Raw genomic sequence first — 24,980 nt, forward strand, 5'->3', positions numbered from 1 at the left:
AGGGGAGGCGTTCAGGCATCCTTATATCGCCGTCACAGTACCGCTCTGTTGGCGGCGGAAGTCCAGTCCTTTCTGCACCGGGTGAACATCAGCCGGTTTGTTCACGCCGCCTTCTTGATCAGCCAGTCTATGAGACCTGCCTTCAGCGCCTGACCGGCGAGCGCAGCGGCGTCCATCAGGATGATGTCGCTGTCCCGGGCATCAAGACTTTGCTTGCTGGAATGATAGACGTAAAAATATTTATCCGCCGCCATCGCATTAAACTGCTCTATATAGTCATCAATCTGGGCCTGCCTGGTCGCGGACTTGACCTGGACGATCGCCCGCTCTCCGGTAGTCGGCAGCAGGAGCTCCAGATCAAGGGTCTTCTGGGTGCCACCAAGAGAACTGATGCGCTGCCAGCCGCTCCGGCTGAACAGGAGCTCGGTAAAGAGTTCAAAATCCTGCCAGGTGAGAAGCCGGATGATCACTTCGGTTGTCGCCAGCAACTGCCTGCGGGCGTCCTGCGCTGCCGTGATCTCGGGCAGGTCCTCGTCCTGCAGTTTGCGCAGCAGATAGTCAAACTGATCCGGCTTCAGGGTGCAGATGGTTCCCTGGTACGCGGCAACTTTGGTGAGATTGCCGCTCAGCTCGCCGATCAGCAGCGGCGTGCCCGAGAACGAGACCTTCTGCCAGCCCGATATCGTGCGGCGGAAGCGGCTTCCTTGCGGATATTGTTTCGGGTCACTGCCGAGATACTCGACGTCGGGGGCAAGTTCCGCCCACCAGAGTGATCCGCCGGAGAAGGTGACCCAGACAACATCGGGATCGGGATCGTAAAAGCCGAGGATCTGACTGGCATGTCCGGTGGCGGTCCCTGCGGCTTTCCCCTGATCGAGAAAAACATTTCTGATGGCCTCCCGATCACCGGAACGGGCCATCTCGTGGGGGACATCATAATAGGCGAGGGGAGCAATGCCCTCTTCCAGGCAATGCTGTTCCCATCCGCCCCGCACACCGAGTTTGATATAGCGTGCCTTTGTAAATGTCTTCCGTGTCATTGCTCCGAACTCCTTATAAAACTAAAAGGTCACCGGAGCGTTGCCGCTCTGGTGACCGGGAGTTAAGAAGTTGCAACGTGACAACCGCGACGATCTTTAGCCGTGAAGCCTGGACATACATCGCCGCCTCCCGGCCATAGAGGACCGAAAGGCGGCATCATTCCGGCTGATGCCAGCCGCTGTGTGCAGGGTTCTTAAGCCCCGGCGGGTAAAACCATACCCGCGACCCGGACGTTAGCTTGCCGGGCCGCCGAGTTCAAGCGGATCAGGTGATGGCTGGTCCGGTTTCCGCAGAACCGGGGCGGACTGTGGCATTGATGTTAGCGGTTTTTCCAGTCTTCATCGTCGTCAAAGGCGCCAGGCGGCGGCTTACGGGTCTTGTTTTTCTCTATTTGGTCCGCCATCCACTCTTCCGGTGTCATCTCGGCGGGGGCAAGCAGAACCCCGGAACCCTCGTTGATGATGCCGGGGCGGTACCTTTCCAGTATTTGTCCGAATTTCTTCATTGCCCGGGGGCGGGCGTCGTCCAGGGCCGCCTTGCGGAGATTGAGCAGGGTGATGTCCAGTAGCGTCCGCCGCTTTTTCCTGCCATCCTCCATCACGACATATTCCTGCAGCATGATATCCCGCAGCATCGTTTTAAGGTTTTTCGACCCCATTGGCCGTCCACCCGGATTGACGCCGTCTTTCTGGGTTCTTCCTCCTGTCTGGCCGTTATTCGTCATCGATGATCTCTCCATATTGTTTCACATATTGTTCAGGCGTTATTCCTTTCGGCGCGACCATCACTCCGCCGTCGCTTTCCGGAGGCGGGGTATCAATAAGGCCATGATCCTCGCAGAGCTCGACAAGCCGGATCAGGGGGGTGATTTCTCCTTTCATCATCTGCTGAACCATTCGCCAGACCATGGCTTCAAAGGGATGTATCTTTCTGGCTTTGCCGTTAATTTTCATAGCTACCGGCTCATCAAGAAAGGCCGAGATATCGACCGGGCCGGTCTTCCTGCTCTTCGGCCGCCCCTTCGGATTGCCCGACTGGCCTTTCTTCCAGCGGGTGTCTTTCGGCGGCCGGCCATGACCGACCTCATAGTCGCCATCAGGCTTTTTCCTGTCCGTCATGACGCTCTCCCTTCTCGATTGATGACCGTGCCGGGGAGAGAGCTCTCACCGGAGTTTTCTGTTCGTTCCGCAGCTATCGCGTCAAATGTCTGGCCGGTCTCTTTATGGACCGCCGGAACGCCGGTGGCCTCTGCGAGCCGTCTGACAATGACATCGCAGTACCGGGGATCAAGCTCGATGCCATAGCCACGCCGTCCGGTTTTCTCCGCCGCTATCAGCGTGGTACCGCTACCGGCGAAGGCATCCAGCACAATGCCGTTCCGCTTCGAGCAGTCGAGAATGGCATCGGCAACCAGGGCGACAGGCTTTACTGTCGGGTGCAGGGCAAGATCCGCATCGCGGGTCTTGCCGAAGCTGTTGATCCCGGCGTATGTCCAGAGATTGGTGCGGTTGCGACCATGTTTGCCGAGCTCGACATTGTTGATATGTTTGCCCGTCCCGGCCTTGAAGACAAAGACCAGTTCATGCTGTGACCGGTAGAGCGATCCCATGCCGCCGTTGGTCTTGGCCCAGACGCAGATATTCATCAATGAAGAGTAGGAGAGCTTGCCCGCCGCATGCATCTCGCCGATATGGCGCCAGTCCATGCAGATGAACTGGACCGCGCCGTCCTGACTGAAGCAGGCGAGGTTTTTGAAGACGGTGCCGAGGAAGCCAGTAAAGCCCTCCTCGTCCATTTCCCCCGTCGCCATGGCGAACTCACGGTGGCGGACCTTGCCGAGGCCGCAGACATGGCCGTCGACGGGTACGTTATAGGGTGGGTCGGTGAAGACCAGTTGCGCCTTGTCCTTTCCCAGAAGGGCAGCATAGACATTCGCATCGGTGGCATCGCCGCAGATCAACCGGTGTTTTCCGATCTGCCAGATATCGCCGACCTGCGTGATGGCCGGTCCGTTATCAACGAGAGGGATGTTCTCTTCAGGATCATCTGACGTCTCCGCATTGAGTTCACCGATGAGAATATCGATCTCGGGGGTCTCGAACCCGGTGAGGGTAATATCGAAGTCAAGATCGATCGTGAGAAGTTCCTGCAGCTCGATGGCGAGGATCTCGGGGTTCCAGCCGGCAAGCTCCGCAAGGCGGTTGTCGGCAATGATATAGGCCTTGATCTGTTCTTCTGTCAGATCCGCAAGGCAGAGCGTCGGCACGGTCTCGAGCTTAAGAAACCGCGCCGCCTCGATCCGGCCGTGACCAGCGATGACACCGCCCGTTCCATCGACCAGGACCGGGTTGGTAAAGCCGAACTCTTCTATGCTGTCGGCGATCTGCCGGATCTGCTTTTTTGAATGGGTGCGGGCATTGCGCGCATAGGGCGTGAGCGCATCAAGGCGCTGAAGTTTTATTTCCATATGTTTTATGAGCATGTTTGGCTCCTATAAAATCGGAACCAGCCATAAAAAAAGCGCAGTTCCGGAAGTTACCGAAAACCACGCTCACACCATGGAAAGCTATGGACCGTTCAGGACGACGCGCAAGACCATGCTCCGCTTTCCCATCCACCGAAGAAAGGTCCCGGCAGGGCCATGCCTGACGTTTGCCTCCTTCTAAGGCAACCTAAACATAGGATAAACACGCAACAATTGCAAGGGGAAATATCGGCTAAGTCCTTGCGCAACAAATGACAACTCGGGTTTGTTTGTAATTACGAGAGGATATTTCAGAAGGGATTTATTATTTTTCCACTTTTGATTATGCGATTTATGAAATTGGTCCAAGAAGCGTTATGCTGTTATCCCGCGCAAGTTTAGAGCAATCACTCTGCGGACGCTGGCAAAGGTTTGGCTTAAATAATAGCAGAGATGGTCGAAGAACTGGGCAAAATCAATACGCTTTCAAAAAAAACCGAGCCTAATATCGCGCTGCCAATACTGATGCCAAATTGGAGATTGCATTTAAACCCTAGCGCAAAGCTTCAGCCCCAAGCCTCAGATATACGAGCGCATATCGATCTGGAGATTCAAGTCAATGAGGATACACTTTAGCGGTCGTGAAGATTCGACTCGTCCGTTGGTTATTATTGTCCAATTGTGGAGTTTACCGTATACATCAAGCACGGTTTCAGGCGATGAGTGCGATGAGATCGTCTATCTTGCGCAAGCCCTTGTTTCCAAAGAGGTAGGATATGCCTCTATGCAGATGTAGTCTGAATTGCTGCGCGACTGTATCAGGGTCCGTTCCAAGGCCATCCCGGACACATCGCTCCTTTACCAAGGCAAGGTATAGGTCCGCGTAGCGTCCGCCGAAAACCTTCCAGCTCATCTCAACGTTACTATCGGCCGGGATCTTTGATTGCGGAGGCATACTCTGCTCGGCGAGCGATAAGCAAAGTGCCCAGCGGGCCAGAACGTTCCAGTGCTCGATACCGGTAACCCGCTTGAGTTTGATGAGTTGGTCTTTCGCCTGCTGTGAGAGGCGTATATGCTCTATGGCCACTACGCCGCCTCCTTCTTTGGAAGGTAGCCAGGGGCGATATGCGTTGCTCCAGTCTTGTCATCATAGGCGAGTTGATAGGTGTGCCCGATCCACGGACGCAGGCGCTCATGATATTCGCCTGCTATTTCCTCATCAGTTGAAAGCAGCAATATCTGATGACTGGCAAAAGGTAGATAACGTTCAACCAGGTGCATCCGGTGAACGGAATCGAGCCGCCCCAGCGGGGTATCGATAGCGGTCGGCAATGGGCGTCCGGACGCCTTAGCAAGACCCCAAAGCAGCGCAATAGCAAGGAGCTGGCGCTCACCCGCAGACAGCCTTTCGGCGCTCAACGGTTCTTCGTCACGACCGTAAAGAGTGAGAGCGTAATCTTCTGGATTAATTGAAAGACGCGTGACAAGGGCGCTCTTGCGCAAAAGTTGCTGGTAGCTTTCCAGGACCAATTGCTCAATGCGTCTCACATGACGGGCGATCACGGCACGACGGAAAATTTCCAGGGTTTTGCGAACCTTTCCAGAATGGCGCAAGATTCGTGAACGATCGTCGCGGTGGCCTTGGTCTTTCACATCGGCCTCCAACAGCCGCGCAAGTGCTTGTTCGCGGCGCTCCAGTTCGCGCTGCTGACGCTCAATATCCTGCTCCATAGCCGCATACGTGGCTTCGAGTTCGGCAATCTCGGCGCGAAGCTCTTCGCGTTCTTTGGCTATTTGCTCTACCGCATCCGGGCTGGGAATACTTTCGTATTCAACCCGCGTCTGCTCTTCATGGGCGCGCCGACTGCGCTGTTGGGTAACAAGCCTGCCTGCATCATTACCGAGTTGGTCCAAATCTCCCCGCAGTAATGCGTGAAGATCGCTACGCACCTCCGGTGTCATGCCAAGGACAGTATCTTTTTGGCCTAAAAGAAAGTCTTGAGAGCATCGATTGTTTTTTTCGCCGTTTTCTGCACACGCATATGTTTAAGCACGGCTTTGTCTCTATCGTTAAGTGCATCCGCAAGTTCGCGGGCACGGCGGCAATCTTCCTCATGCTGATCTCTCAATTCTGCTGAGTCGAGAAGAACACGCACCAGAAGCAGGGGAGAGGCGCCACCGGCAAAATCCCGCAATGCAGCCTCGCCGTCCTCGACCCGCTGAACGGAATCCGACCATTTGCTTTCAATTGCGCCCCGGTGGTCGTAGAGAGTGCCGCCAATTTTGCGGTATTTTTCCTCCACTTTCTTCAATGCGCGCTGCTGCTTATCGATCCGATGTGTCTGCAACGCCGCGCGTTCTTGTTTCAGGGCATCAAGGCGGCGCCGCAGTTCCCGCACCGCGTCCTGTGCTGATGTGATTTCAGCGTGCCGTGGCGTATCTTTGTTTTCCGAACGTTTGCGGCGCTCATAGACCAGCAAATCCTTTTCAAGCTGGTCAACCATATCCAGTCCCAACAGGTTCTGGATAGCCGCACCAATCAGGGTCGAAGAGTCGGTTTGCGAGGCATAGGCTTCAACTTGCTCACCGTCGAATAGGAACAGATGGGCGATATTGGCAGGGAAGAATTCTTCAACCTGGGTAGCCCAGTTATCCGCCAAAGTCGGTTCGGGTTGACCGTTTTTTAGTACCTCAAATCTCTCTTTGCAGCCGCTGCTTGATAGTTTCCAGAAGCGACGCAGGTGATAGTGCTCCTCTGACCCTTCGACTGTATGGCGAAAGCTGATTTCAATTCCGGATTCAGTGTTGCCTGACCTTCTGTGTATGCAGCGGGAAAGATACTCTGAATAAGCAAGTGAGCCTCGATTGGAGCACTTTGCATGAGGTCCGAACAAAACCAATTGTAGAGCGTCAAGGAACGTTGTTTTCCCTCCGCCGTTCAACCCGCCGATCAGGACAATGGGTTTGTTGGGAGCTGGAGGTGTCAAGCCAACACGCTGCGTGCCCCGATAAAGTCCAAAATTATGGAGTATGATTTCGTCTAGGATCATTTGCAGGCCTCATCGAACAAAGATGAGGGGGCTTCTACAGGCGTAAGTTCATCCTTGGCGCGTTCTCGTGCTTCACCGAGCGCATCGCGTCTAACTCGTGCTCTTTGGACAGCATCGCCCTCGTCTTCGTAGAAATTTCTGTAAAATGAGGATTCAAGAGCGTCGTATAGACCCGCGCGGCGTAGCATGGATTTGTGCCGCTTCTCAATCGAGAGCAGTTCACGTACGAGCTGGAAGTGCAGTTCATCACTACTACATAGCTCACGCAATAATTCCATTTCCATCGCACCTATGACGAGATTATCATCCAGGCTGCCGCCCGGATATCTATTTCCAGTGGTGTCTTCATAAACGCGCGGCAGGTCGTCTTCGATTTCGTGCTTTTCGACGACCCAGACGCGCCGAATTTCCTCAAGCTCTTCGAGTGTGATCAGTTCGATATCGCGAACTTCGTCGGGCCCGTTTTCGCGGATATGCTGCTGGGCTTCGAGCACCTGACGCAGCCACATTTCACGGGCTTTTTGCTTGTAAGGCCCGGGAATCGGCCTGTCATTATATAGTTGGACCGCACCGTTCATGCGTCGAAAATCCCGCAATGGACGGTCACCGTCCGGTGTTTTTGGAGGATCGAGCCGATTTCGCAGCTCAAGAAGCGGTAACATCCACTCCTTTTCCTCATCGTTCTGAATCATTGCGTGCATCGACTTGTCTTTTTCGACAAGCGTACATACCCAGCATCCGAAACGACTGTCGCCACAGCTCGGCGTGGTTGTATCGACGACAAGCGGGCATTCGCCGTCGGCCGAAGCACCCTGATACATTGTCAGCAAGTCTTTGTTATTGTAGCCCCAGGGATTTCCCACCTGCATGAGAAACAGCCAAACATCGTCGTTCGACCAGTCTTCGATTGGTGAATAGACGTAGGAGTTGGGCAGACTGCCGTTCGGGCTTAAACGGTTGCGGACCCTTTTTTGCTCGAAACGTTCCATCACCTTCGCGCGCGCCGCACTTTCGGCTTTCCGCGTTCCGAGAACAAGGATGGCTTCTCCGTGCTTCTGGACGACCGAATTAATGAATTGCGTTGATGGGTTGATTTTCAGACGTTCGGTACACCATCTGAATTTCGGTCGGGGTGCTGGATATCCGCGCCCGATGAGGTTTACCCAGAACGTGTTTTCCGGCGCGGGCGTCAGCTTGTGTGCAGTCAGCGGAAGGCCCTGATTGGCAGCCTGCTGGCTCATACGGTCAAGCGACTTCGAAACCCACAGAGAGACGACGGGATTTTCAACCAGCGTATCGGTGCTAATGACATATACCGGCTTGGAGCGCTTGTTCTTTGGCAAGTCGGCAAGCGTCAGCCAGACAAGCTGCAAAACAGCTGTAGAATCTTTCCCACCGCTGTAGCCAACCACCCATGGGATCTCGTCCGACAAATAAAGATCAACGATTTCCTGCTTGAGCGCTTCAATCGTCTTCTTAAACCCGACGGCTGAAAATGCCGAATTACGCTGTGGCTTTTTTGATGCCATTTGCCCCCCGCTTGTACGCGTCTTCAACACGCAGTTCATCATCCGATAGCTCAAGGCCCAGATGGGTCTTGATAGCGTTTGCAGTTAGGACGACGTTTTGATGTGCTTTTGAAAGCTGCCCGCCGACTAGGGCGCGGCCTTCCCACAATGGACTGTTCGCACGTCGCCAGTCTATAGTCTTTAGCTTTACGATCTTCGTTTGCCACGTCTTGGGATATTTGGAGATGAGCGTTCGACCTGCCCGCGCCAATGCTTGCAGCACCACGCCATGAGTGTGGATAAAATCCGTACGCACTTCACCAGCGGTCAGATCGCCGCTGCGAACCTGCTCCCACTCATCCATCTGCGCCGCTACAGTCTCCCAGAATTCAAGCGCAAGCCGGGCCGCCTCTTCAGGAGTGGACTCCTGCATGCCGTTCAACAGCTCGGTCGTTGCATGGTAAATTGCACTCAGGGTAAAGAGCCGACGGGAACGTTGTGCAAGGCTGGTTTTTTCCAGCTCAACTACATCACCAAATATATTGGAACCCGCAATCAGCGACTTCACAAACCGGGCCGTTTCATCACGATAGTCATAGAGAATGCTGAGTGATGTGGATGGCCTGATGGCATAGCGATTGAGGTCTGCAAACATCTGCTGGCAGCGTTCCAGCCCTTTATCGAGAAAAAAGACAACAGCGATGGTCTCATCGCCTAGCTCGGGATGGTTGCGTAAGGCAAGGTCGATGGCTGCGCGGCGATGCTGACCGTCATTGATGATGAAACGCGCTGACATAGGAATTTTCAATATGCCGATTCGATTGGCTTTCCCCTCTCCAGCGAAAGGGGCGAACGCGATATCGGCATCTATGGAGACGGTAATGGCCGAAAAAACGTAGTTATCTTCATTTTCCGTGATGTAACGGGAAAGTTCTGGAATCCGTGCTCTGTTAAGCTGTCGCTGCGCCCGTAGCTCGGGTGCGAGTTCGTCCTCGTCGAACTGGAACAGTTTGGGTAAAAGCCGCATTGGGCACATGGAAACATAGTATTCCCGTTGCGCCTGAATGCCCCTAATGGCGGGAAATTGATACTCAAAACCGTCGCTCATATTTCTTTTCAAACCGAAAGGTTATAGGATACAGATATACTGAATCACAGTAACCGAAGTTTGTCAAATATGAAACATACGTTTGCATCTACATACAAACAAGATGGCGGTCCAGTTTATCTAGACTGCAACGCTACATCCCCTATCGAGCCGAAGGTTCGGGACGCGGTAATTCAGTGGATGTCGGACGAATTGGGTAATGCGGGGAGCCGTACTCACGAGTACGGGCTTCGCGCCAAGCGAGCTGTCCAGCAGGCTCGTGAACAAGTGGCGGCGGTTGTTGAAGCCGCCGGTGACGAAATTATATTCACGAGCGGAGCGACGGAAAGCAACAACCTCGCGTCCCTCGGTTTGGCAGTCTTTGGCGAAGAAACGAACCGCCGTCACATTATTTCGACGGCCATTGAACACAAGGCGGTTCTGGAGCCGCTGGAGGCTTTGGAGGCCAGAGGTTTTTCGGTGACGCTGGTGCGACCGGATAAGAACGGTCTCATTTCAGCTGATTCGATCAAGGATGCGCTGCGCCCCGACACCTTACTTGTGTCGGTGATGCATGCGAACAACGAAACAGGCTCGATCCAACCGCTCCGGGAAATCGCAGACATTTTGGATGACGATGGCGTCTATTTTCATGTCGATGCCGCACAGGGCTATGGCAAAGACCTTGAGCCTCTGCGCAGCAAGAGAATCGATCTGATCAGTATAAGCGGCCACAAGATTTATGGGCCGCTCGGCGTTGGTGCACTCGTTGCACGACGGCGTGGCTTCAAGCGTCCGCCGCTCAAGCCGCTCGCCTATGGCGGCGGTCAGGAGCGTGGTTTGCGGCCCGGCACCCTTCCGGTTCCTTTGATTGTCGGGCTTGGCGTGGCGGCGGAAACCGCGCTAAAGGAACTGGCAGCTCGACAAGAACGGTGTCGCGTTATCCGTAAGGAAGCATTGGCCGCCTTGGAGCCGCTGGGAATCCGGACGCACTCCGCCCCGGATCACACATTATCGCATGTTTTGAATTTTTCTGTTCCCGGTATCGATTCCGAGGCCATTATGGTTACGCTCAAGGATGTCGCGGCTGTCTCTAACGGTTCCGCCTGCACCTCGCAAAGCTATTCACCCAGCCATGTCCTTGAGGCCATGGGGCTGCCGAAAGAAGCAATTTCCGGTGCGATCCGCGTGTCCTGGTCACACCTGACCCCCGACGTTGACTGGCCCTTGCTGGCCGCGCGGATCGAAACTCTCCGATGATGACGAGGCAGGTACGAATGAGCTATGGCAGAAGAGGCAGGAAAGGTCGCTCTGCAACTTTTTGCAAAGCAAACTTTTTTATGAACAAAAACGAGATTCTGGTCTCCCGCTACGAACGATGTTGCGCAAGGTGGTATGACGATGGGGATCGTATGGATCGAGGGAAGAGATCAATTCAAGGGGGGCACTGTCACGACCAATGAGGTTGCGCGATATTAAATATCAGGAAGACTACCGGTCCGGATACGATAGCATCGTTGAAGCTTTCTTCCGCCCGTCGCTTGCTCAGGCCGAAGCTTATTGGCGTGCCGTTGGTTATTTCTCCAGCAGTGCGTTGGAATCATTCGGTGCTCCCTTGGGAGAATTCATCAAGAACGGCGGCCATATCAGACTGATAACATCGGTCGAACTTTCCCATAACGATCTCGAGGCGATCCGGAACGGCATACCTAAGCAGGATATCTGCGCACAGCGTCTTGAGCAGATCATAGAAACGGACTTTGCGGACGGAGTCGGCGACGGAACGGCACGTTTGATCCGATTGCTGGGACTGGGTCGCCTGGAGATTCAGATTGCGGTGCCAAAGACCGGAACCGGCATCTATCACGAAAAGATCGGGCTGTTTTTCGACGGCGAAGACTATGTGGCTTTTACCGGATCATCGAACGAAAGCCGCAACGCATTCGAAAACAATCGAGAATGCGTGGATGTTTACCCTTCATGGATCAGTACCGTCCGCGCGCCCCGCAAAAGACAGCATTTTGAAGACCTTTGGGAGGATAACGATAAAGGCGTAGACGTTTATAGCTTTCCTGATGCGGCCCGTCAGCAACTGATAAGAGCTTGCGGCGAATGGGAAGCTGGCCACAGACAGCGCAAGCATCAAGAAAAACAAAACAAGTGGCGTCACCAGGACGATGCGCTCGATGAGTTCCTTGCGGCCGAGCGCGGAATCCTTAACATGGCCACCGGAACGGGTAAGACCCGCACCTCCCTCAAAATTCTGCGCGCGCTATACGAACGCGACAGCATTGACACGGTGATTGTCAGCACGGACGGTAATGACCTGCTCGACCAATGGTATGCAGAACTACTCAACGTACGCAAAGACATTGGCGCGAAAGTGTTCCGCCATTACAAATCTTCCCGCGAAGTCGAGGGTTTTCTGCTTAAGCCGAAGAGTGCGATCCTCCTCGTTTCACGCCAACCTCTGGCATCGGCTCTGCGCCAGTTGCCTGCCGAACTCGGGCAGAGGACACTGCTTATCCATGATGAAGTCCACGGATTAGGTAGCCCTGCGAACCGGAACAGGCTCGACGGGATGTCGGATAACATCCGCTTCAGGCTGGGCTTAAGCGCGACGCCGGAGCGCGAGTACGACGATGAAGGGAACGCCTTCCTCTCAACGCATATCGGCCCGGAACTGATGCGGTTCGAGCTGGACGACGCGATCCGCCGCGAAATCCTAGCCCCATTCGATTATTTTCCATTGCCCTATGAACTGACGGCGGAAGACCGGCAGCGCGTCCGCGACGTTTACAAGCGGCAGGCGGCGCGCGCAGCCGCCGGTAATCCAATGAGTGATGAGGAAGTCTGGATAGAGATCGCCCGCGTCTACAAGACTTCCCGAGCCAAACTGCCGATATTCGACAGCTTCATACGCGAGAACCAGCATCTGCTTGAGCGGTGTATCGTGTTTGTCGAGACAAAAGAATATGGGGATGAAGTACTGGAGATCATTCACAAATACCGATCAGACTTCCATACTTATTTTTCGGGGGAAGAGTCCGAGACCTTGAAGCGCTTTGCGCGCGGCGAGCTGGAATGCTTGATCACCTGTCATCGTGTATCGGAAGGAATCGATATTCGATCCCTGAATTCAGTGATCTTGTTCTCTTCGGCCCGCGCTCGGCTTGAAACAATCCAGCGTATGGGCCGCTGCCTGCGAACCGATCCGGACAATCCGGAAAAGATCGCAAACATCGTCGATTTCATCCGACAATCGGATGAGGGCGGCGAACAGAATGCTGATGAGGAACGCGCGGAGTGGCTGATAAATCTCTCCATGGTGCGTGCGGGGGAGACGATAAGTGGCAATTGATATTCGGATCACACAAGCCATTAACGAAGCTGTCAAGGAAGCGGGACAACCAGAAACATTGGCCCGCCGCCTGATCGCGTGGTTCGAAGCCGTGACGTCAGGGAACGAAGACATCAATGACCAGGCCACAACGGCCCGGCATTTGGAAGTCCTGTTCGAAGGCACCATTGTAGAAAACACCGATATAGAGGACGAAGACTGATGCCAGCCGTCATGCGCATTCTCGGTTGGAAGGCCCAGGGCCTCCGGTGTCCCGACCATGAAATCAGTTGCGCGGATTCAGATGGCCAGCCCTTTCCCGTATCTCTCATCCAGATGCCGAACGGCACCGGCAAGACGACAACGCTGGCATTGTTGCGGGCGGCCTTATCAGGTGCCGCCGCCGCTCCCGGTTGGGACCGGCATACGATAGCGGAGTTTCGAAAGAGAAACAGCGATGCGCCTGACGGGTCTTTTGAGGTACGTCTACTTCTTAACGACAGGCGCGCGACTATCGTTATGGAGTTCGATTTCGAGAATGGCCGTGTGGCTTACAAGACTACGCACGGACCAGGGCGACGCGACGGATTTCATCCGCCGTCTGATTTCAGGCGCTTCATGAATGAGAATTTCGTCAATTTCTATGTCTTTGACGGTGAGTTGGCGCAGCACCTCCTCGACAGGGAATACACGGATGCTCAAGTCGTCGTGGAAAACCTGTTCCAGATGAACGCCTTTGATGCGATGGCGCGCAAAGTCGGTGAGTACTGGGACAGTAAAACGCAAAACGTCAGCGCGACCGAGGAACGCGGACTGGCCCGGCGGCAAAATCGCTTGACCACTCTCAGAAGTCATCTAGCCAAATGTAAGCGCGAACAGCAGCAGGTACAGGAAAAGCGAGCGGACATCTCTGCCCAGCTTCAGAAGAAGGAAGATGCCTATCAACAGGAAATCAAAAAGGAAGACGCACGCTTTCAGGCATTGAACGATGCGGAAACAAAGGTTGAGCGACTCAAGGGAAAGGTCCGCGAAGAGGCGCTGGACGTGCTTGACCGGATGCGTGATCCACATGCTCTTTCTTCCTCGTTTGCAACCTCCATGCTGGCCCTCAAGGACGGGCTCGACAGAGTAAAGCTGCCCGAAAGTGCAGCGCGGGAATTCTTTGAAGACCTGGCAAGTGAGACGGAATGCGTCTGCGGCAGACCGATTGATGCCGAAATCGCCGCGACGATCCGTACCCGCGCAGCTCGATATCTTGGCACCGAGGATGTTGCGCTCCTGAATTCCATGAAGACGTCAATAAAGGACGCCATTGGTGACGAACCGGATGAAGGTGAGAAAGACCTGAACACGCGAATAGCAGGTCTGGGATCAGCCGTAGAAGAAGAGCACGAAGCCCGCAATGATAGGGACTCCCTGAGGCTTGAAGCCGAGCAAGCTGACCCCGCCGTCAAGAGCGCCCGGGATGACATCGAGAGTTTGCGGAGCCAGATCGAGAGTGTTGATGATGATCTGGAAAAGTTTGAGAGCAAGGATCAAACGCAAAACGACGAACGAACATACGGGATCGAAATTCTCGAAAAGCGGATAGATGACGCGGAAAGGAAGCTTGCGGAGATCACACATACGCTTACGGAGAAGGCCAGGCGTGACGCCCTGACGGTCATTATCAACAGTGCGCACAAGAAGGCCCGCGCCGGGATTACTTCGGAACTATGCGACCAGGCCAACGCACGCATATCCGAGTTGATGCCCGACAACAACATTTCGATTGATCGGATCGAACAAAACCTGATCCTAGAAGGCCAGGAAGGCGGCAGTGTGGGCGAAACGCTTTCCATTGCATATGCGTTCCTCGCGACGCTATTTCATCGATCCGACCATCAACTTCCTTTCGTTGTAGATAGCCCGGCTGGCCCAATCGATCTCGCCGTCCGCCCGAAAATCGGAGAGCTTATCCCTAATTTGACGGGCCAGTTCATCGCCTTCACGATTTCCTCGGAACGCGCCCGCTTCATCGCGCCGCTTAAGCGCGCCAGTAACACCGATATTCAGTTCATCACATTATTCCGCAAAGGCTCGGACGAGCTTCAACGGGCGGCCCATGAGAAAGGGAACGTTCTGGAGACGGGCGACGGGCTGAACGTTACGGGCGAAGACTTCTTCAATGCGTTTCAGCTCGAAGAAGAGGAGGCTGTCTGATGCTACCGTTCCGGCTACGTTTGGATGCACGTCAGTGGTTCAAGGACCTCCGCGACCAGAGGGTGTTTAAGACGGATTTCGATGCGTTCTATTTCTGCTTCGTCGCGGGCGTGACAGTCAAACGCAAAGAAGCCGTCCCGCTGGATGAAACCGCCGAACTTGTGGCGTACTTTCCTGACAGGTACAGCTCGCGCGGCAAGTTGCTCGTCGGATTGTTCCTCAAATCGGAACTTGAGGTTCTTGGCGTGTCGATGGATGAACGCCGCGAAGTGCATTCGGCAATCGCGCATCTAGTCACTCCGGAAGCTCCTAATTTTTTGAGCGATGAAGGTGTCCGGGAGTTCAATAAATACGCGCATGGCGGGTACGAGCAACTTATCGAGTGGTTTGAAGACCGTCCCCGCTCGCTGGAAACATTCCTGCGCTCCTATAAGCGACGAGTAGACGCTGCACTGAACGGCGCAGATAGCGAATTGGCACATTCATGACAATCGAAACGGCTCATCAATCCATCACCGTACTCTTCGAACAGAACCAGACATTCGAAGTGCCAAAATATCAGCGCGAGTATGCATGGGATGCTGATGCAATTGAGGACTTCGTGGAAGACCTCGGCAAATGTGTGAGTGCAAGACATCAGGGAGAAAAGAGAAATCATTTTTTTGGTGGGATTGTGAGCGCCCGGTTGAACGTCCCCGGCTCAAGCCGCCCGAGTTACGAGGTAATCGACGGACAGCAAAGAATATCGTCCTTTGTTATGCTGGCCGCGGCCGTTGTGTTTTCGATGAAGGAGATATCGGCTGGTATTGAGGACGACGAGGAGTCTTCTGAAGAAGATGGGAAAGCACTCGGCTATCTACAGCAAACCATCGCCAAGATCGAATCCTTATATCTGACTCACCGCTATGCGGTGGGGCTTGAGTATAAAGTCGTTCCTAAGCTTACGCTTTCGAAGGCGGACAATACGTTTTTCCAGGCGATTCTGACAGGAGGCGATCCTGCGACCGAGCGCCCCTCTCACGAGCGGATCAAATTTGCCTGGAAGCGTTTGAAAGCATTTCTGTCATCTGAACTCGAAGGCGAGAAGACTGCTTCGGGGCAGGCGACCAAGCTTCAATACCTGATTGACCATGTGCTCGCCGAGGACTGCACGGTTATCTTCATGTGGTCCGACAATCGCTCAGAAGCCTACCGCATTTTCCAGGTGCTCAATGACCGGGGCGTGAGTCTAACAAATGGTGATCTGCTGAGGGCGAGGACCCTCGAACTGCTCGATCATGCGCCAGTCGCTGCCACCCAGAACGAGCTGGCCGAGCGCTGGGACAGCACACTGGCATATCCCCCTACGTCGATTGACGATTACCTGCTCTGGTACTTCGGATCTTATGAGGGCTACAGGCCCAAGCAATCCGATGTAACTGATAGTTTTATGGTGGTCCGTTTTGCCGAGTCATCGCTTTCAAAGCCGATAACTCAGACGCAGGCTGGTAAGGTTTTAGGTGAGGTAAAACGGCTTGACGATGAATTTGCACTCTTGAACCAGCTCAACAACGGCGAGTGGCCCTACATTGATCAGGTCGGTGTCACGCAATGGGACGTAGAGCGATTAAACCTACTGGTCGGACATCTCAAACATACAAATGCGATGCCTCTGCTCATGGCTCTGCAGTTGCTCGAACCAAAGCGGTTTGCGGAAGCCGTGGCGTCATTGGAGCGGTTTGCGTTTCGGTACAAAACCATAGGCAACGCTCATATCAGCCCGGCGACCAAGTTATATCATGAGCACGCACTGATCATTCGGAAAGACCCGACCAGCTACAAAGTCGGAACGCTGCGGGCAGCACTAACAGAGCTGATTGAAAAGTATGCTTCGGGCAAACGCTTTTCAGCAGCCGTCAGTGAACTCACATACTCGATCCGTGGCGGTAATGGTCATATCAGATATCTGCTCATCACGATTGAAGACTACCTCCAATGGTACGATGAGGGTGCCAAAGGTGCTCCTGTATGCAAAGACAAGACGCGGGTATTGGATATCGCTAACACGACCTTGGAGCATATTTATCCGCAAAAGCTCGATTCCAAGGATAGTGTTGCCGAACTGGAACCGGCCAAGCATTTTCTTGGAAATCTGACCATCCTCGGTCCGGACGATAATGATGCCGCTGGGAACAAAAATTTCGCCGAAAAGCGCATTGCTTTCGAAGAATCGAACCTTCGCATTAATCGCCAAATCGCGAAGAACAAGTCATGGGCGAAAGCGGATGTCGATAAGCGCACAACGCTGCTGGCGGAGATAGCTGAGAAGATTTTCGTGCCCTAACGCTATATCGTGGTAACGTTAGAGAAAAAGTGGTTGAGCCTATTTGATGCAGAATTTGCCGTCATATCACTAAAATTTCCTTCCGTTATTTCAAATATTCACCCTAGATCATCCGCCTTGCGTTGATAATGTACGTCAGATTTCCTCTTTCACTTCGCAATGTCGAAGACCTTCTTCATGAGCGGGGCATTGATATCTGTCATGAAATAGCCCGTTATTGGCGGAACAAATTTGGCCTGATGTTTACTCGTGAAATCCGTAAGAAGCGGATTCATCCATCTCACAATTATTCAAATTGGAAATGGCATCTTGATGAGGCCTTCGTAAAGAATAATGGCGAAACACACTACCTGTAGCGTGCCGTTGACCATGAAGGAGAAGTTCTGGAAGCCTTTGTTTCCAAGCGACGCGATCGCAAAGCAGCAATGGTTTTCCTTAAGAAACTTATGAAATGGTATGGAAGACCGCACAAATTTGTCACAGATCGGTTGAAATCATATCGTGCGGCTATGAAGACCATCGGAAATGCCGAGGTTTAAGAGATCGGCCGGTGGAAAATCAATCACTGTGAAAACTCCCATCTCTCGTTCCGGCGAGGAGAGCAGACAATGCTGACATCCAGGCACCTGCGAAGTATACGGAAATTTCTATCTATTCACGACACTGTCCAAAATCTCTTCAATCATGAATGCCGCATTGGACAAGTGGCAGCAACATAGTGCGGCATAAGAGTGGCTTATTTACGCCATTTTTGACATACATTGTCGAGGTCGCATTCGTCTGACAGCACACGCTAAAGCTAAACTCTTCTCGGGTTATTCATATCTCTTAAGAGCAGGTGCTATTTTCAGCCGCCGCCCTTCTTCTTCATGCCCTTACCGGAGCCTGAACCCATTCCAGACCCGGACTTCATACCCGAGCCCATCCCGGAACCGGACTTCATACCTGAACCCGTTCCTTTTTTCATGGGAGGGGTGTCCGGCAGGGTTATGCCTTGGTTTTTGGCGCGTTCCTGCATCTGGACATGATGTTCAGCGCGGATCTGTTCACGCTCCTGTTCCGTCTTGGCGCTTTTCATCCGCTGTTGATATTCCATGCGTTCCTGCTCCGTCATCATCTGACTGCCGTAAACAGGGTGCTGCTGTGCCTTCGACGACATGGCAAGAGGAGCCATCGTCCCAAGGACCAATGCAGAGGCAATCGCGAGGGAAGCGACAGTTTTATGTTGAATCATTTCACTCTCCTTAATATAAAATGCGCTAGCGTAGCACTGTCAGGCTTCTGTCACCTTGAATTCGTCTTTATCCAAGTCGACGAGGGCCAGATTAGCTCCATGCCGTGTTATTTCTTCCGCCATTTTCCGCCCCAGTCCTCGTGCAGAACCCGTTATGACAATCGTCTTGCCATCTAAATCCATTATACTTCTCGTAAAGACTTGTCGTTACGTGATTTCGGGCTGTACCCGAGTGACCTTTTCGCATCCACACAAGTACTTTCATATACAATCTTCGAAATGCCAGAAGCCGTAACTTGCTGACGATTGTGATGCTCATGCAGCGTATGGGAATTACTTCAGCAACCTCAGTCTTTCCTGTCTTGCTTCTGACCGTCTTCCGCTTCGCCTGGAGTCCCTTGTTGACCCAAGGCCTTTTGGCTGAGCTCGGCCATCTCAGTAATCTCGCGCTGATAATCTTCGACCGTTTTTTTGAAGAAATCTGAGTAGGCGGCATTCAATTCCACCGGATTGGTGCAAGTCGTGAGTTGCTGCAGTAACGCGGCGTCTTTCTTGAACCGCTTCGTCAGAAAGGCCGTCCATTGCTGGTTCATCTCCAGCCAAACCGCAACGGGATTACCGCCGGACGCCGAGACTTCGTTCATTTTCGGCATAAAAGCATTCAACATCGCGGCCGGATCAAACCCGGAAGGTTGCGAGGAAATGCCAGCGTCTTGTGGTTTTTTGGGCATGACTAATTCCGCTCTCGTGCTAGTTCAGGATAAATTAACCATATTTTACGCCCCTTGGCTTAAACGGCATTGACTCAGATCAATCATTTACTCGAATGGGTGCTACATCGCTTTTGAACAGCAAAGCCGCATTTTCCTTAGCTTGCTGCAAGAAAGACATTTCAGCCACCTAATCCTTTTCCTTGACGCTCTTCTGACACATCCGGTTTTTGTGGATTGTACTAAAATGACAAAGGCAATGTCGGCATTGCGCATTTTTTAGGAGCTCTTACTTGCAAATATGAGAAGATACCAATATGCCGTTAATAGTATACATCTGTAGGGAGCGGTCTGTATTCTCTCCGCACCGGGGGGCCGACATTTTTTAGCGAGAAAGGAGAGGCGGGACAAATGAGCGATGGCATTGACGGGACGGAAACTGGTGACGCTGTCGGAACATCTTCTGAGCGCCGCACTACATGGGATGAGCGCTACGCCGCGCCCGGCTTCTTGTTTGGAACCGCGCCAAGTACATTTCTCGTAGAACAGAAGAATTATCTTGTCCCGGATACAACGGCTCTGACGGTTGCTGATGGTGAGGGGAGGAACTCCGTTTTTCTCGCTGAATGCGGTCTTAAGGTAACTGCCATGGATGCCTCTGAGGTGGCCGTCGAGAAGGCGCGTGCCCTCGCAGACGCGCATGGTGTCTCTGTTGATTTTCATAAAGCTGACATTTTTGACTGGGACTGGTCTGCTACTACCTATGATTTTGTGGTTGGTATTTTCATCCAGTTTTTATCTCCGGATGATCGCAAGGCGGTTTTTGCTGGAATGAAGAGAGCGCTGAAGCCGGGTGGCGTCCTCCTGCTTCATGGTTACCAGCCTGCGCAAGTTGATTATGGTACCGGAGGGCCGCCCCACCGGGAAAACATGTACACCGAAGCCTACTTGCGCGAGGCGTTCGATGACATGGAGATTCTTCGTCTCGCATCCTATGACCGCGAAATTGCCGAAGGAACAGGACATGCCGGTATGTCTGCCCTCATTGATCTTGTCGCTCGCAAGCGTTAGATAATCCATGTGCGCGCTGCCCAGTGTTATCGGTGCCTTCACTGCCGGGGCCGCTGACTGACGCCGAAAGCAAGGACGAAGGCATGAGCAACTTTCTAAAGGACCTCAGAAGGAGGATAAACTTATGACCTATTATTTTGCCAAAACGGTCTCCGGCAAGAACTTCGACGATGTGATCGTTCAGGTGACCGACGCTTTGAAGGACGCGGGCTTCGGTATCCTGACCGAGATCGATGTGCGGGCGACGATGAAGAAAAAGATCGGAGAGGATTTTCGGGATTATTGCATTCTTGGAGCCTGCAACCCGCAGCTGGCGCATCAAGCGCTGCTGGCCGAGGATAAAATCGGTACGATGCTTCCATGTAATGTTATCGTCCAAGCCACTGAAAATGGTGACATCGAAGTGGCTGCCGTCGATCCGGCGGCCTCGATGCAGGCGGTTGATAACCCTGAACTGGCACACATTGCTGAGACTGTTGGTGACAAGCTCAAACAGGTTATCGACAGGCTCTGACGGCGTGTCAGAATGAAGACGCGTCATAGAGCCTTATCCAGCTCAAATTAACTTGTTTGCGTCTCATTGTCTAAGGCGCGCCCGAGAATACCCGTGGTATCAATAGATGACGATCCTGCTGAAGGCTTTTGTCTATCCACCCAACCAACGCGACTCTCGCGCAGGGTTTCCCCGTCACGATCAATGAAAATCGCACTTAACCCAAGTCTTTGCGCAAGATTTTTCCCATTCCGGGATCCGAGGATCATGAACGCTGTCGCCCAGGCATCCGCGTCCATGCAATTTTCTGCCAGAACTGTCACGGAGGCTGGTGATCCCATTACCGGTCCGCCCCGCGCCGGGTCCATAGTATGGGAGAGGCGTTTGCCGCCAACATCGACCCAGTGTCGATAGTCACCCGAGGTTGCGACCGCGCAATCTTTCAATTCGAGAATGGAAAGCGCGGCGCGCGCCTCAAAATCTGGCCGCTCCAGCGCTATAGTCCAGGGTTTGCCGTCGGAGCGCAATCCGCGCGCGCGCATCTCTCCGTCGAGGCCCACCAGGGCTTTGGAGATGCCGAAACAATCCAACGCCGCCATCATCCGATCTACAGCATAACCTTTGGCAATACCGGACAAGTCCAGCGTAATCGGGGTTTGTTTGCGAACATGGAGGGACTCGCGGTCAAGGTCCAGTATTTCATGCGCCATGGGGCGGGCATGGCCAAGGGCCGCCCGCATCGCACTCTCATTCGCCTCATGTGGTCCGAAACCCCATGCGGCGACGACATCGCCTACTCCAATGTCGAACGCGCCGCTGGAGAGTCGCCCTATCTCCAGTGCGCGTGTCAGAACCTCCATCAGTTCTGCAGGTACCGGCACCAATGTGCCGACAGTGGCACGGTTAATCCGCATTAGATCGCTGTCGGCTTTCCATGTGGACATTTGACGGTCCACTACATCCACGCTTTCGACCAGCGCCGCATGGATCGGATCGGGGTCGGTCACGGCGGGTGCATAAAATTGCGCCGACCAGCGGGTGCCCATCGTTGGGCCATTCAGTTTGTGGCATGTGAGATCAGTAGGTATCTTCAACATAACGTCCTTCCGTTTTCAACAAGTCGGGTGTGAGTCCGGCGGGCGTCAGAATATCGGCCAGCGTATCGACGACGCCCGCCGCCATATCACGCCCGCCGCAGACCAACACCTGTGCGCCCTCACCGATCAGGCGAACAACCCGCGCGGAATCGGCACGCAAGGCATCCTGTACATAGGCGCGCGCACTGGTACGGGAAAAGGCCGTGGTGACCGAGGTCAGCCGACCGTCGGCCTGCCAGTTCTGCAATTCCTCGCCATAGAACAAGTCACTGTTGGGATGCCTTGCCCCGAAATAGAGATGCATAGGTCGTCCGGGATGGTTACCGCGCGCAAACCCTGCCAATGGCCCGATCCCGGTCCCTGCGCCGATCAGAATCACCGGTTTGGTGTTATTTGCGATTCGAAAATCGAAATTGCGGCGGACGAAGCCCTGGACGCTTTGGCTGGGGGGTAGATCCAGAAGCTGACCGGAACAGAGACCGCTGGGATGACGGCTGACGCAGATTTCCACGAAGCCATCACTATACCCCGAAGCTAAAGAATAGAAGCGTGGCACGGTCGAGCCTTCCGGGATGATGCCCAGCAAGTCGCCTGCCGAGAAGCGCGAAAACCCGCGGCCCGTCAGCCGCGCGAGAAGCCCCGCTTTCGGGATGGCGAAACGCAGGATCGCTGCGGGAGCCTGCATTTCGGCACCGTAGTCGCGGCGAGAGATCAGGGTCAGCGCATGGCTGCGCGGAATCGCGTGGCTGTGCGATAGTTCCAGCGAATGGCCGAGCGCCTGGCCCAGGTCACGTCCCCAACGGGCGAATTCCTGTGGCGACTGGCGGTCCACGGTCGCCATCGGTAATAGTTGCGACCAGCCTTTTTCCTCTGCGACGCGTGCAACGTTGGTGGCGTAGCCGCAGAATTTCGGAAATTGCCGGTCGCCAAAGCCCAAAACAGCCAGCGGCATCTCCGGTACTTGCGGCAGGGTTGCCAGTCGGTCGAGGAACCCTTTGGCAGAAGCCGGAGCGTCACCCTCGCCATAGGTGGCGGCCAGGACGATCACCCGTTGGGCGCACTTATAGCGGCGGGGCGTGAACTGCGACATCGCGCCGGTATGCACCTTGTGGCTCGCTTGTGTTAGCGCCAAGTGCAGCGTCGCGGCGAAGCCCCAAGTACTGCCGCCTTCGCTACCGACGAGCAGAATTGTGTCGGCCTGTCCGGCGGCCGTATTGCCCTTGATCCGTGGCCGCGCACGGCGGGCCTGCACCCACAGGATTACGCCCGTACCCGCCATAACCGGCGCGCCAAGTGCCATCAGTCCAAGAATGATGCCCAGCCAGGCGGCTCCCTGTCCGGTGTGCAGCATGTAGATCGTCTCAGTTACGCGCTGCCATGTGCCGGCATCAGCCCAGCCAAGCGTCACACCGGTCCCCTGATCGAGATAGCCCTCGCCACTGGCTGTCTTGAGCGTGAACACATCAGTGGGATCGCCCGGATAGGGAAAGGTCAGCTCACGCATCGCCGCCACCGGCGTGTCGCGCAGCAAAGACAGGGCGTCGAGCACCACCCCCGTCTGTCCGCTCACCTCGGTTGGAAAGGCAGGTGGGCCGCCGTCCTCGGGAACGAAGCCAAAAGTGCTGGCCGTCATGAACAACGCGGTGGTAGAAGACAGTAGTAAGCCGACCACTGTAAGCCGCGCCACCTCGACATGCAGCCGCCCCATGAGCGGGCCGCGCAGCCGCGAGAAGATACGCCGCCAGCCACCGACCCGCCGGGCGGTCAGCATCAGCCCCGACAGTGACAGGACCAGCAGCGACGCCGCCCCAGTAGCGACCGTCAACCGTCCGGCATCGTCCAGGAACAGCGAGCGGTGCAGGTTGGTCATCCAGCGTTGAAAAGTGGAAGGTTCATAATTCGCCACGCCCTGTCCGGTTGCAGGGTCGATCACCACCGCGCCGGGCCGCCCGCCGTCAAAATAAAATGCGGTGATCCGCCCCGATGGCGCGCGGCGAATCTGTTCGATCCCGGGATAGGCAATGGCCACGCGCTCGGCCAGCGTGGCAACCGTCAGATCCGGTTCGGATTGTGCCGGAGCCTGCACCGCCTCGAGCGCCGGAAGAACCGATAGCACCGTGCCGCTGAGCGTAATGACGACGATCAGCAGTGCCGCGATGAGTCCGGGGATTTTGTGCAGCGCACGCAGCATGGCAGGCTCCTTTTTTTGCAGGTTACATGTCGTAGGTGAAATCACGGATGTAGCGGCGGCCCGGAACAGGCTGGCCCATCCCCTGAGTGGTCAGCGGCACGACCACCTCTGACGGGCTGTCGCGCATGTCCTCGACCGAAGCGTCGATATGCAGTTCATACCCGGCATCAAACAGCGAATCGGCCAGATCGAGCGTGATCTTCAACTGCCGACCCGCGCCAACGCTGGCACCGGTGATGCCGTTGATTTCGGCCGGGTTGCCTTGCGTCGCGCGATACCAGTCGCTGAGATGCGTGTAGTATTTCGACTTGCCGCCGGCAAGCCAGAGGCTACCCTGATAGGCACCCTGTGCGTCTGTGACGTAAAGCGCAAGATAGGCGCCGTCACCGCCATAAGAGTTCATATTGGTTGTCAGTGTAACGGGGCGAGCCATTGCCGGAACAGTCAGGGCAGTGGACAAGGCGAGGGCATATAACAGGCTTTTCATGGAGTATCTCCGAATTACGTTGTTTCGAGGTCTGTTTAACGGTTTCGGCTGACGCCTTCCTGACGAAAAACAGGATATCGCTTCAGCCTGTTGTAAGATTTTATCGGGCGTGAATAGCTCCGCCGCGCTGGTGGTAACGTCGGAGCTTTGACGTTAGTCACAGAGGTCATTATTGAACCACGGCGCCGGGCTTGCTGCCAGGGACAAACAGACCGTTGGCGGGTGGTTGGCCCGTTCCAGTCGGCGTCTGGTTCCTGTCGCGGCCACCACGATCATCGTCGTCATCGTCATCGTCATCATATTCCATTTCCACAATAGCCAGCGTGCCGGGATCGATCTTGACCTCGATTTCGCGGCCCTGGGCATCGCGCCCCTTGATTTCATAGCAACCGTCGTCGGTCTTGATCCGGCGTACGGTCCAGCCTTGTGCTTCGGCCATATTCTGGACGGCGTCGCGTGGTTGCCAATCGGCCATGGGTACACGGCAGTCATCATCATCGGCAAGGGCCATACCCATCGTACCGAGACCAGCTAGGCCAGTTACAAATGTTGCGGCAATCAGATATTTCTTCATCTTCTTATCTCCTGAAATTTCTGGTGATATACTATTGTTGCTCGCTTTCCTGACGTTGACCTGAAGCGTGCCGGTTTTCCGCTTCAGGTACGTGTCAGCTTCATGGGA

Annotated in this window: 24 protein-coding genes and 1 pseudogene; 9 read left to right on the plus strand and 16 right to left on the minus strand. The window is 54.5% G+C overall.

Annotated features, from left to right (window positions below; all coding sequences use genetic code 11):
• Positions 1-101: 101 nt before the first annotated feature.
• From P1U71_RS02050 to dndB, 9 genes are all read right to left on the minus strand, one after another.
• Complete coding sequence (locus P1U71_RS02050; protein ID WP_301103885.1) at positions 102-1,040, minus strand: hypothetical protein; 939 nt, start codon at positions 1,038-1,040, stop codon at positions 102-104.
• Between the two features lie 320 nt (positions 1,041-1,360).
• Positions 1,361-1,765: a hypothetical protein gene (locus P1U71_RS02055; RefSeq protein WP_301103886.1), complete on the minus strand. Its 405-nt coding sequence runs from the start codon at positions 1,763-1,765 to the stop codon at positions 1,361-1,363.
• Positions 1,755-2,159, minus strand: coding sequence for a DUF5681 domain-containing protein (locus P1U71_RS02060; protein WP_301103887.1), 405 nt, complete (start codon positions 2,157-2,159; stop codon positions 1,755-1,757). The genes P1U71_RS02055 and P1U71_RS02060 overlap by 11 nt, the downstream gene beginning before the upstream one ends.
• Positions 2,156-3,523 (minus strand): DNA methyltransferase, encoded by a 1,368-nt coding sequence (locus tag P1U71_RS02065; protein WP_301103888.1) that lies wholly within the window; start codon positions 3,521-3,523, stop codon positions 2,156-2,158. Before P1U71_RS02065 ends, P1U71_RS02060 begins: the two co-directional genes overlap by 4 nt.
• A 694-nt stretch (positions 3,524-4,217) precedes the next feature.
• Positions 4,218-4,592 (minus strand): DNA sulfur modification protein DndE, encoded by a 375-nt coding sequence (gene dndE, locus P1U71_RS02070; RefSeq protein WP_301103889.1) that lies wholly within the window; start codon positions 4,590-4,592, stop codon positions 4,218-4,220.
• A complete protein-coding gene (dndD, locus tag P1U71_RS02075) occupies positions 4,592-5,467 on the minus strand; it encodes a DNA sulfur modification protein DndD (RefSeq protein ID WP_301103890.1) in 876 nt (291 codons plus the stop codon). Before dndD (P1U71_RS02075) ends, dndE begins: the two co-directional genes overlap by 1 nt.
• Positions 5,468-5,490: 23 nt before the next feature.
• On the minus strand, positions 5,491-6,555 hold the full coding sequence (gene dndD / locus P1U71_RS02080) for a DNA sulfur modification protein DndD (RefSeq protein WP_301103891.1): 1,065 nt from the start codon (positions 6,553-6,555) through the stop codon (positions 5,491-5,493).
• On the minus strand, positions 6,552-8,084 hold the full coding sequence (dndC, locus tag P1U71_RS02085) for a DNA phosphorothioation system sulfurtransferase DndC (protein WP_301103892.1): 1,533 nt from the start codon (positions 8,082-8,084) through the stop codon (positions 6,552-6,554). The genes dndD (P1U71_RS02080) and dndC overlap by 4 nt, the downstream gene beginning before the upstream one ends.
• The gene (gene dndB, locus P1U71_RS02090) at positions 8,059-9,171 is read right to left on the minus strand and encodes a DNA sulfur modification protein DndB (protein WP_301103893.1); all 1,113 of its coding nucleotides are present in this window, start codon (positions 9,169-9,171) and stop codon (positions 8,059-8,061) included. The genes dndC and dndB overlap by 26 nt, the downstream gene beginning before the upstream one ends.
• Before the next feature lie 69 nt (positions 9,172-9,240).
• Here dndB and dndA point away from each other — a divergent pair, with 69 nt between their 5' ends.
• The 7 genes and pseudogenes from dndA (at position 9,241) to P1U71_RS17955 (ending at position 17,734) form a co-directional block, all read left to right on the plus strand.
• Complete coding sequence (dndA, locus tag P1U71_RS02095; RefSeq protein WP_301103894.1) at positions 9,241-10,410, plus strand: cysteine desulfurase DndA; 1,170 nt, start codon at positions 9,241-9,243, stop codon at positions 10,408-10,410.
• Positions 10,411-10,609: 199 nt separating this feature from the next.
• Positions 10,610-12,511 carry a DEAD/DEAH box helicase family protein gene (locus P1U71_RS02100; protein WP_301103895.1) on the plus strand — a complete coding sequence of 634 codons (1,902 nt, stop codon included), beginning with the start codon at positions 10,610-10,612 and terminating at the stop codon, positions 12,509-12,511.
• Positions 12,501-12,713 (plus strand): CxC ATPase DNA modification system associated small protein, encoded by a 213-nt coding sequence (locus P1U71_RS02105; protein ID WP_301103896.1) that lies wholly within the window; start codon positions 12,501-12,503, stop codon positions 12,711-12,713. Before P1U71_RS02100 ends, P1U71_RS02105 begins: the two co-directional genes overlap by 11 nt.
• Positions 12,713-14,692 (plus strand): AAA family ATPase, encoded by a 1,980-nt coding sequence (locus P1U71_RS02110; RefSeq protein ID WP_301103897.1) that lies wholly within the window; start codon positions 12,713-12,715, stop codon positions 14,690-14,692. The genes P1U71_RS02105 and P1U71_RS02110 overlap by 1 nt, the downstream gene beginning before the upstream one ends.
• Positions 14,692-15,180 (plus strand): hypothetical protein, encoded by a 489-nt coding sequence (locus P1U71_RS02115; protein ID WP_301103898.1) that lies wholly within the window; start codon positions 14,692-14,694, stop codon positions 15,178-15,180. Before P1U71_RS02110 ends, P1U71_RS02115 begins: the two co-directional genes overlap by 1 nt.
• Positions 15,177-17,015, plus strand: coding sequence for a DUF262 domain-containing HNH endonuclease family protein (locus P1U71_RS02120; RefSeq protein ID WP_301103899.1), 1,839 nt, complete (start codon positions 15,177-15,179; stop codon positions 17,013-17,015). The genes P1U71_RS02115 and P1U71_RS02120 overlap by 4 nt, the downstream gene beginning before the upstream one ends.
• Before the next feature lie 128 nt (positions 17,016-17,143).
• Positions 17,144-17,734: pseudogene (locus tag P1U71_RS17955) on the plus strand (IS6 family transposase).
• Positions 17,735-17,862: 128 nt separating this feature from the next.
• On the opposite strand, the gene P1U71_RS02125 reads toward P1U71_RS17955, so the two are convergent.
• The 3 genes from P1U71_RS02125 to P1U71_RS02135 all read right to left on the minus strand — a co-directional run bounded on the left by P1U71_RS02125 (position 17,863) and on the right by P1U71_RS02135 (position 18,980).
• On the minus strand, positions 17,863-18,249 hold the full coding sequence (locus P1U71_RS02125) for a hypothetical protein (protein ID WP_301103900.1): 387 nt from the start codon (positions 18,247-18,249) through the stop codon (positions 17,863-17,865).
• Between the two features lie 39 nt (positions 18,250-18,288).
• Positions 18,289-18,432 (minus strand): SDR family NAD(P)-dependent oxidoreductase, encoded by a 144-nt coding sequence (locus P1U71_RS02130; protein ID WP_301103901.1) that lies wholly within the window; start codon positions 18,430-18,432, stop codon positions 18,289-18,291.
• 164 nt (positions 18,433-18,596) lie between these two features.
• Positions 18,597-18,980, minus strand: a complete 384-nt coding sequence (locus tag P1U71_RS02135; protein ID WP_301103902.1) for a phasin family protein — start codon at positions 18,978-18,980, stop codon at positions 18,597-18,599.
• Positions 18,981-19,370: 390 nt separating this feature from the next.
• On the opposite strand from P1U71_RS02135, the gene P1U71_RS02140 reads away from it, so the two are divergent.
• Positions 19,371-20,030 (plus strand): class I SAM-dependent methyltransferase, encoded by a 660-nt coding sequence (locus P1U71_RS02140; RefSeq protein WP_301103903.1) that lies wholly within the window; start codon positions 19,371-19,373, stop codon positions 20,028-20,030.
• Between the two features lie 124 nt (positions 20,031-20,154).
• Positions 20,155-20,544 carry a DUF302 domain-containing protein gene (locus tag P1U71_RS02145; RefSeq protein ID WP_301103904.1) on the plus strand — a complete coding sequence of 130 codons (390 nt, stop codon included), beginning with the start codon at positions 20,155-20,157 and terminating at the stop codon, positions 20,542-20,544.
• A 47-nt stretch (positions 20,545-20,591) separates the two neighbouring features.
• Here the strand turns inward: P1U71_RS02145 and P1U71_RS02150 are convergent, their stop codons facing one another.
• The 4 genes from P1U71_RS02150 to P1U71_RS02165 all read right to left on the minus strand — a co-directional run bounded on the left by P1U71_RS02150 (position 20,592) and on the right by P1U71_RS02165 (position 24,872).
• Positions 20,592-21,620, minus strand: a complete 1,029-nt coding sequence (locus P1U71_RS02150; protein ID WP_301103905.1) for an FAD:protein FMN transferase — start codon at positions 21,618-21,620, stop codon at positions 20,592-20,594.
• Positions 21,601-23,811, minus strand: a complete 2,211-nt coding sequence (locus P1U71_RS02155; protein WP_301103906.1) for a PepSY domain-containing protein — start codon at positions 23,809-23,811, stop codon at positions 21,601-21,603. The genes P1U71_RS02150 and P1U71_RS02155 overlap by 20 nt, the downstream gene beginning before the upstream one ends.
• A 22-nt stretch (positions 23,812-23,833) precedes the next feature.
• The gene (locus P1U71_RS02160) at positions 23,834-24,298 is read right to left on the minus strand and encodes a DUF2271 domain-containing protein (protein WP_301103907.1); all 465 of its coding nucleotides are present in this window, start codon (positions 24,296-24,298) and stop codon (positions 23,834-23,836) included.
• Between the two features lie 169 nt (positions 24,299-24,467).
• Positions 24,468-24,872: a PepSY domain-containing protein gene (locus P1U71_RS02165; RefSeq protein ID WP_301103908.1), complete on the minus strand. Its 405-nt coding sequence runs from the start codon at positions 24,870-24,872 to the stop codon at positions 24,468-24,470.
• Positions 24,873-24,980: the final 108 nt, after the last annotated feature.

Origin of the sequence: Sneathiella sp., from assembly GCF_029233945.1 — a bacterium.
In the GTDB taxonomy this organism is placed as follows: Bacteria; Pseudomonadota; Alphaproteobacteria; order Sneathiellales; family Sneathiellaceae; genus Sneathiella.

Excerpts from the sequence above, each read along its gene's own strand:
- P1U71_RS02130 (WP_301103901.1), bottom strand. The coding sequence starts at position 18,432 with ATGGATTTAGATGGCAAGACGATTGTCATAACGGGTTCTGCACGAGGA.
- P1U71_RS02150 (WP_301103905.1), bottom strand. The coding sequence starts at position 21,620 with ATGTTGAAGATACCTACTGATCTCACATGCCACAAACTGAATGGCCCA.
- P1U71_RS02120 (WP_301103899.1), top strand. The coding sequence starts at position 15,177 with ATGACAATCGAAACGGCTCATCAATCCATCACCGTACTCTTCGAACAG.
- dndC (WP_301103892.1), bottom strand. The coding sequence starts at position 8,084 with ATGGCATCAAAAAAGCCACAGCGTAATTCGGCATTTTCAGCCGTCGGG.
- P1U71_RS02100 (WP_301103895.1), top strand. The coding sequence starts at position 10,610 with ATGAGGTTGCGCGATATTAAATATCAGGAAGACTACCGGTCCGGATAC.
- P1U71_RS02165 (WP_301103908.1), bottom strand. The coding sequence starts at position 24,872 with ATGAAGAAATATCTGATTGCCGCAACATTTGTAACTGGCCTAGCTGGT.
- dndB (WP_301103893.1), bottom strand. The coding sequence starts at position 9,171 with ATGAGCGACGGTTTTGAGTATCAATTTCCCGCCATTAGGGGCATTCAG.
- P1U71_RS02140 (WP_301103903.1), top strand. The coding sequence starts at position 19,371 with ATGAGCGATGGCATTGACGGGACGGAAACTGGTGACGCTGTCGGAACA.
- P1U71_RS02065 (WP_301103888.1), bottom strand. The coding sequence starts at position 3,523 with ATGCTCATAAAACATATGGAAATAAAACTTCAGCGCCTTGATGCGCTC.
- P1U71_RS02160 (WP_301103907.1), bottom strand. The coding sequence starts at position 24,298 with ATGAAAAGCCTGTTATATGCCCTCGCCTTGTCCACTGCCCTGACTGTT.
- P1U71_RS02145 (WP_301103904.1), top strand. The coding sequence starts at position 20,155 with ATGACCTATTATTTTGCCAAAACGGTCTCCGGCAAGAACTTCGACGAT.
- P1U71_RS02050 (WP_301103885.1), bottom strand. The coding sequence starts at position 1,040 with ATGACACGGAAGACATTTACAAAGGCACGCTATATCAAACTCGGTGTG.
- dndA (WP_301103894.1), top strand. The coding sequence starts at position 9,241 with ATGAAACATACGTTTGCATCTACATACAAACAAGATGGCGGTCCAGTT.
- P1U71_RS02135 (WP_301103902.1), bottom strand. The coding sequence starts at position 18,980 with ATGCCCAAAAAACCACAAGACGCTGGCATTTCCTCGCAACCTTCCGGG.
- P1U71_RS02055 (WP_301103886.1), bottom strand. The coding sequence starts at position 1,765 with ATGACGAATAACGGCCAGACAGGAGGAAGAACCCAGAAAGACGGCGTC.
- P1U71_RS02155 (WP_301103906.1), bottom strand. The coding sequence starts at position 23,811 with ATGCTGCGTGCGCTGCACAAAATCCCCGGACTCATCGCGGCACTGCTG.
- P1U71_RS02110 (WP_301103897.1), top strand. The coding sequence starts at position 12,713 with ATGCCAGCCGTCATGCGCATTCTCGGTTGGAAGGCCCAGGGCCTCCGG.
- P1U71_RS02060 (WP_301103887.1), bottom strand. The coding sequence starts at position 2,159 with ATGACGGACAGGAAAAAGCCTGATGGCGACTATGAGGTCGGTCATGGC.
- dndD (WP_301103891.1), bottom strand. The coding sequence starts at position 6,555 with ATGATCCTAGACGAAATCATACTCCATAATTTTGGACTTTATCGGGGC.
- dndD (WP_301103890.1), bottom strand. The coding sequence starts at position 5,467 with ATGACACCGGAGGTGCGTAGCGATCTTCACGCATTACTGCGGGGAGAT.
- P1U71_RS02125 (WP_301103900.1), bottom strand. The coding sequence starts at position 18,249 with ATGATTCAACATAAAACTGTCGCTTCCCTCGCGATTGCCTCTGCATTG.
- P1U71_RS02115 (WP_301103898.1), top strand. The coding sequence starts at position 14,692 with ATGCTACCGTTCCGGCTACGTTTGGATGCACGTCAGTGGTTCAAGGAC.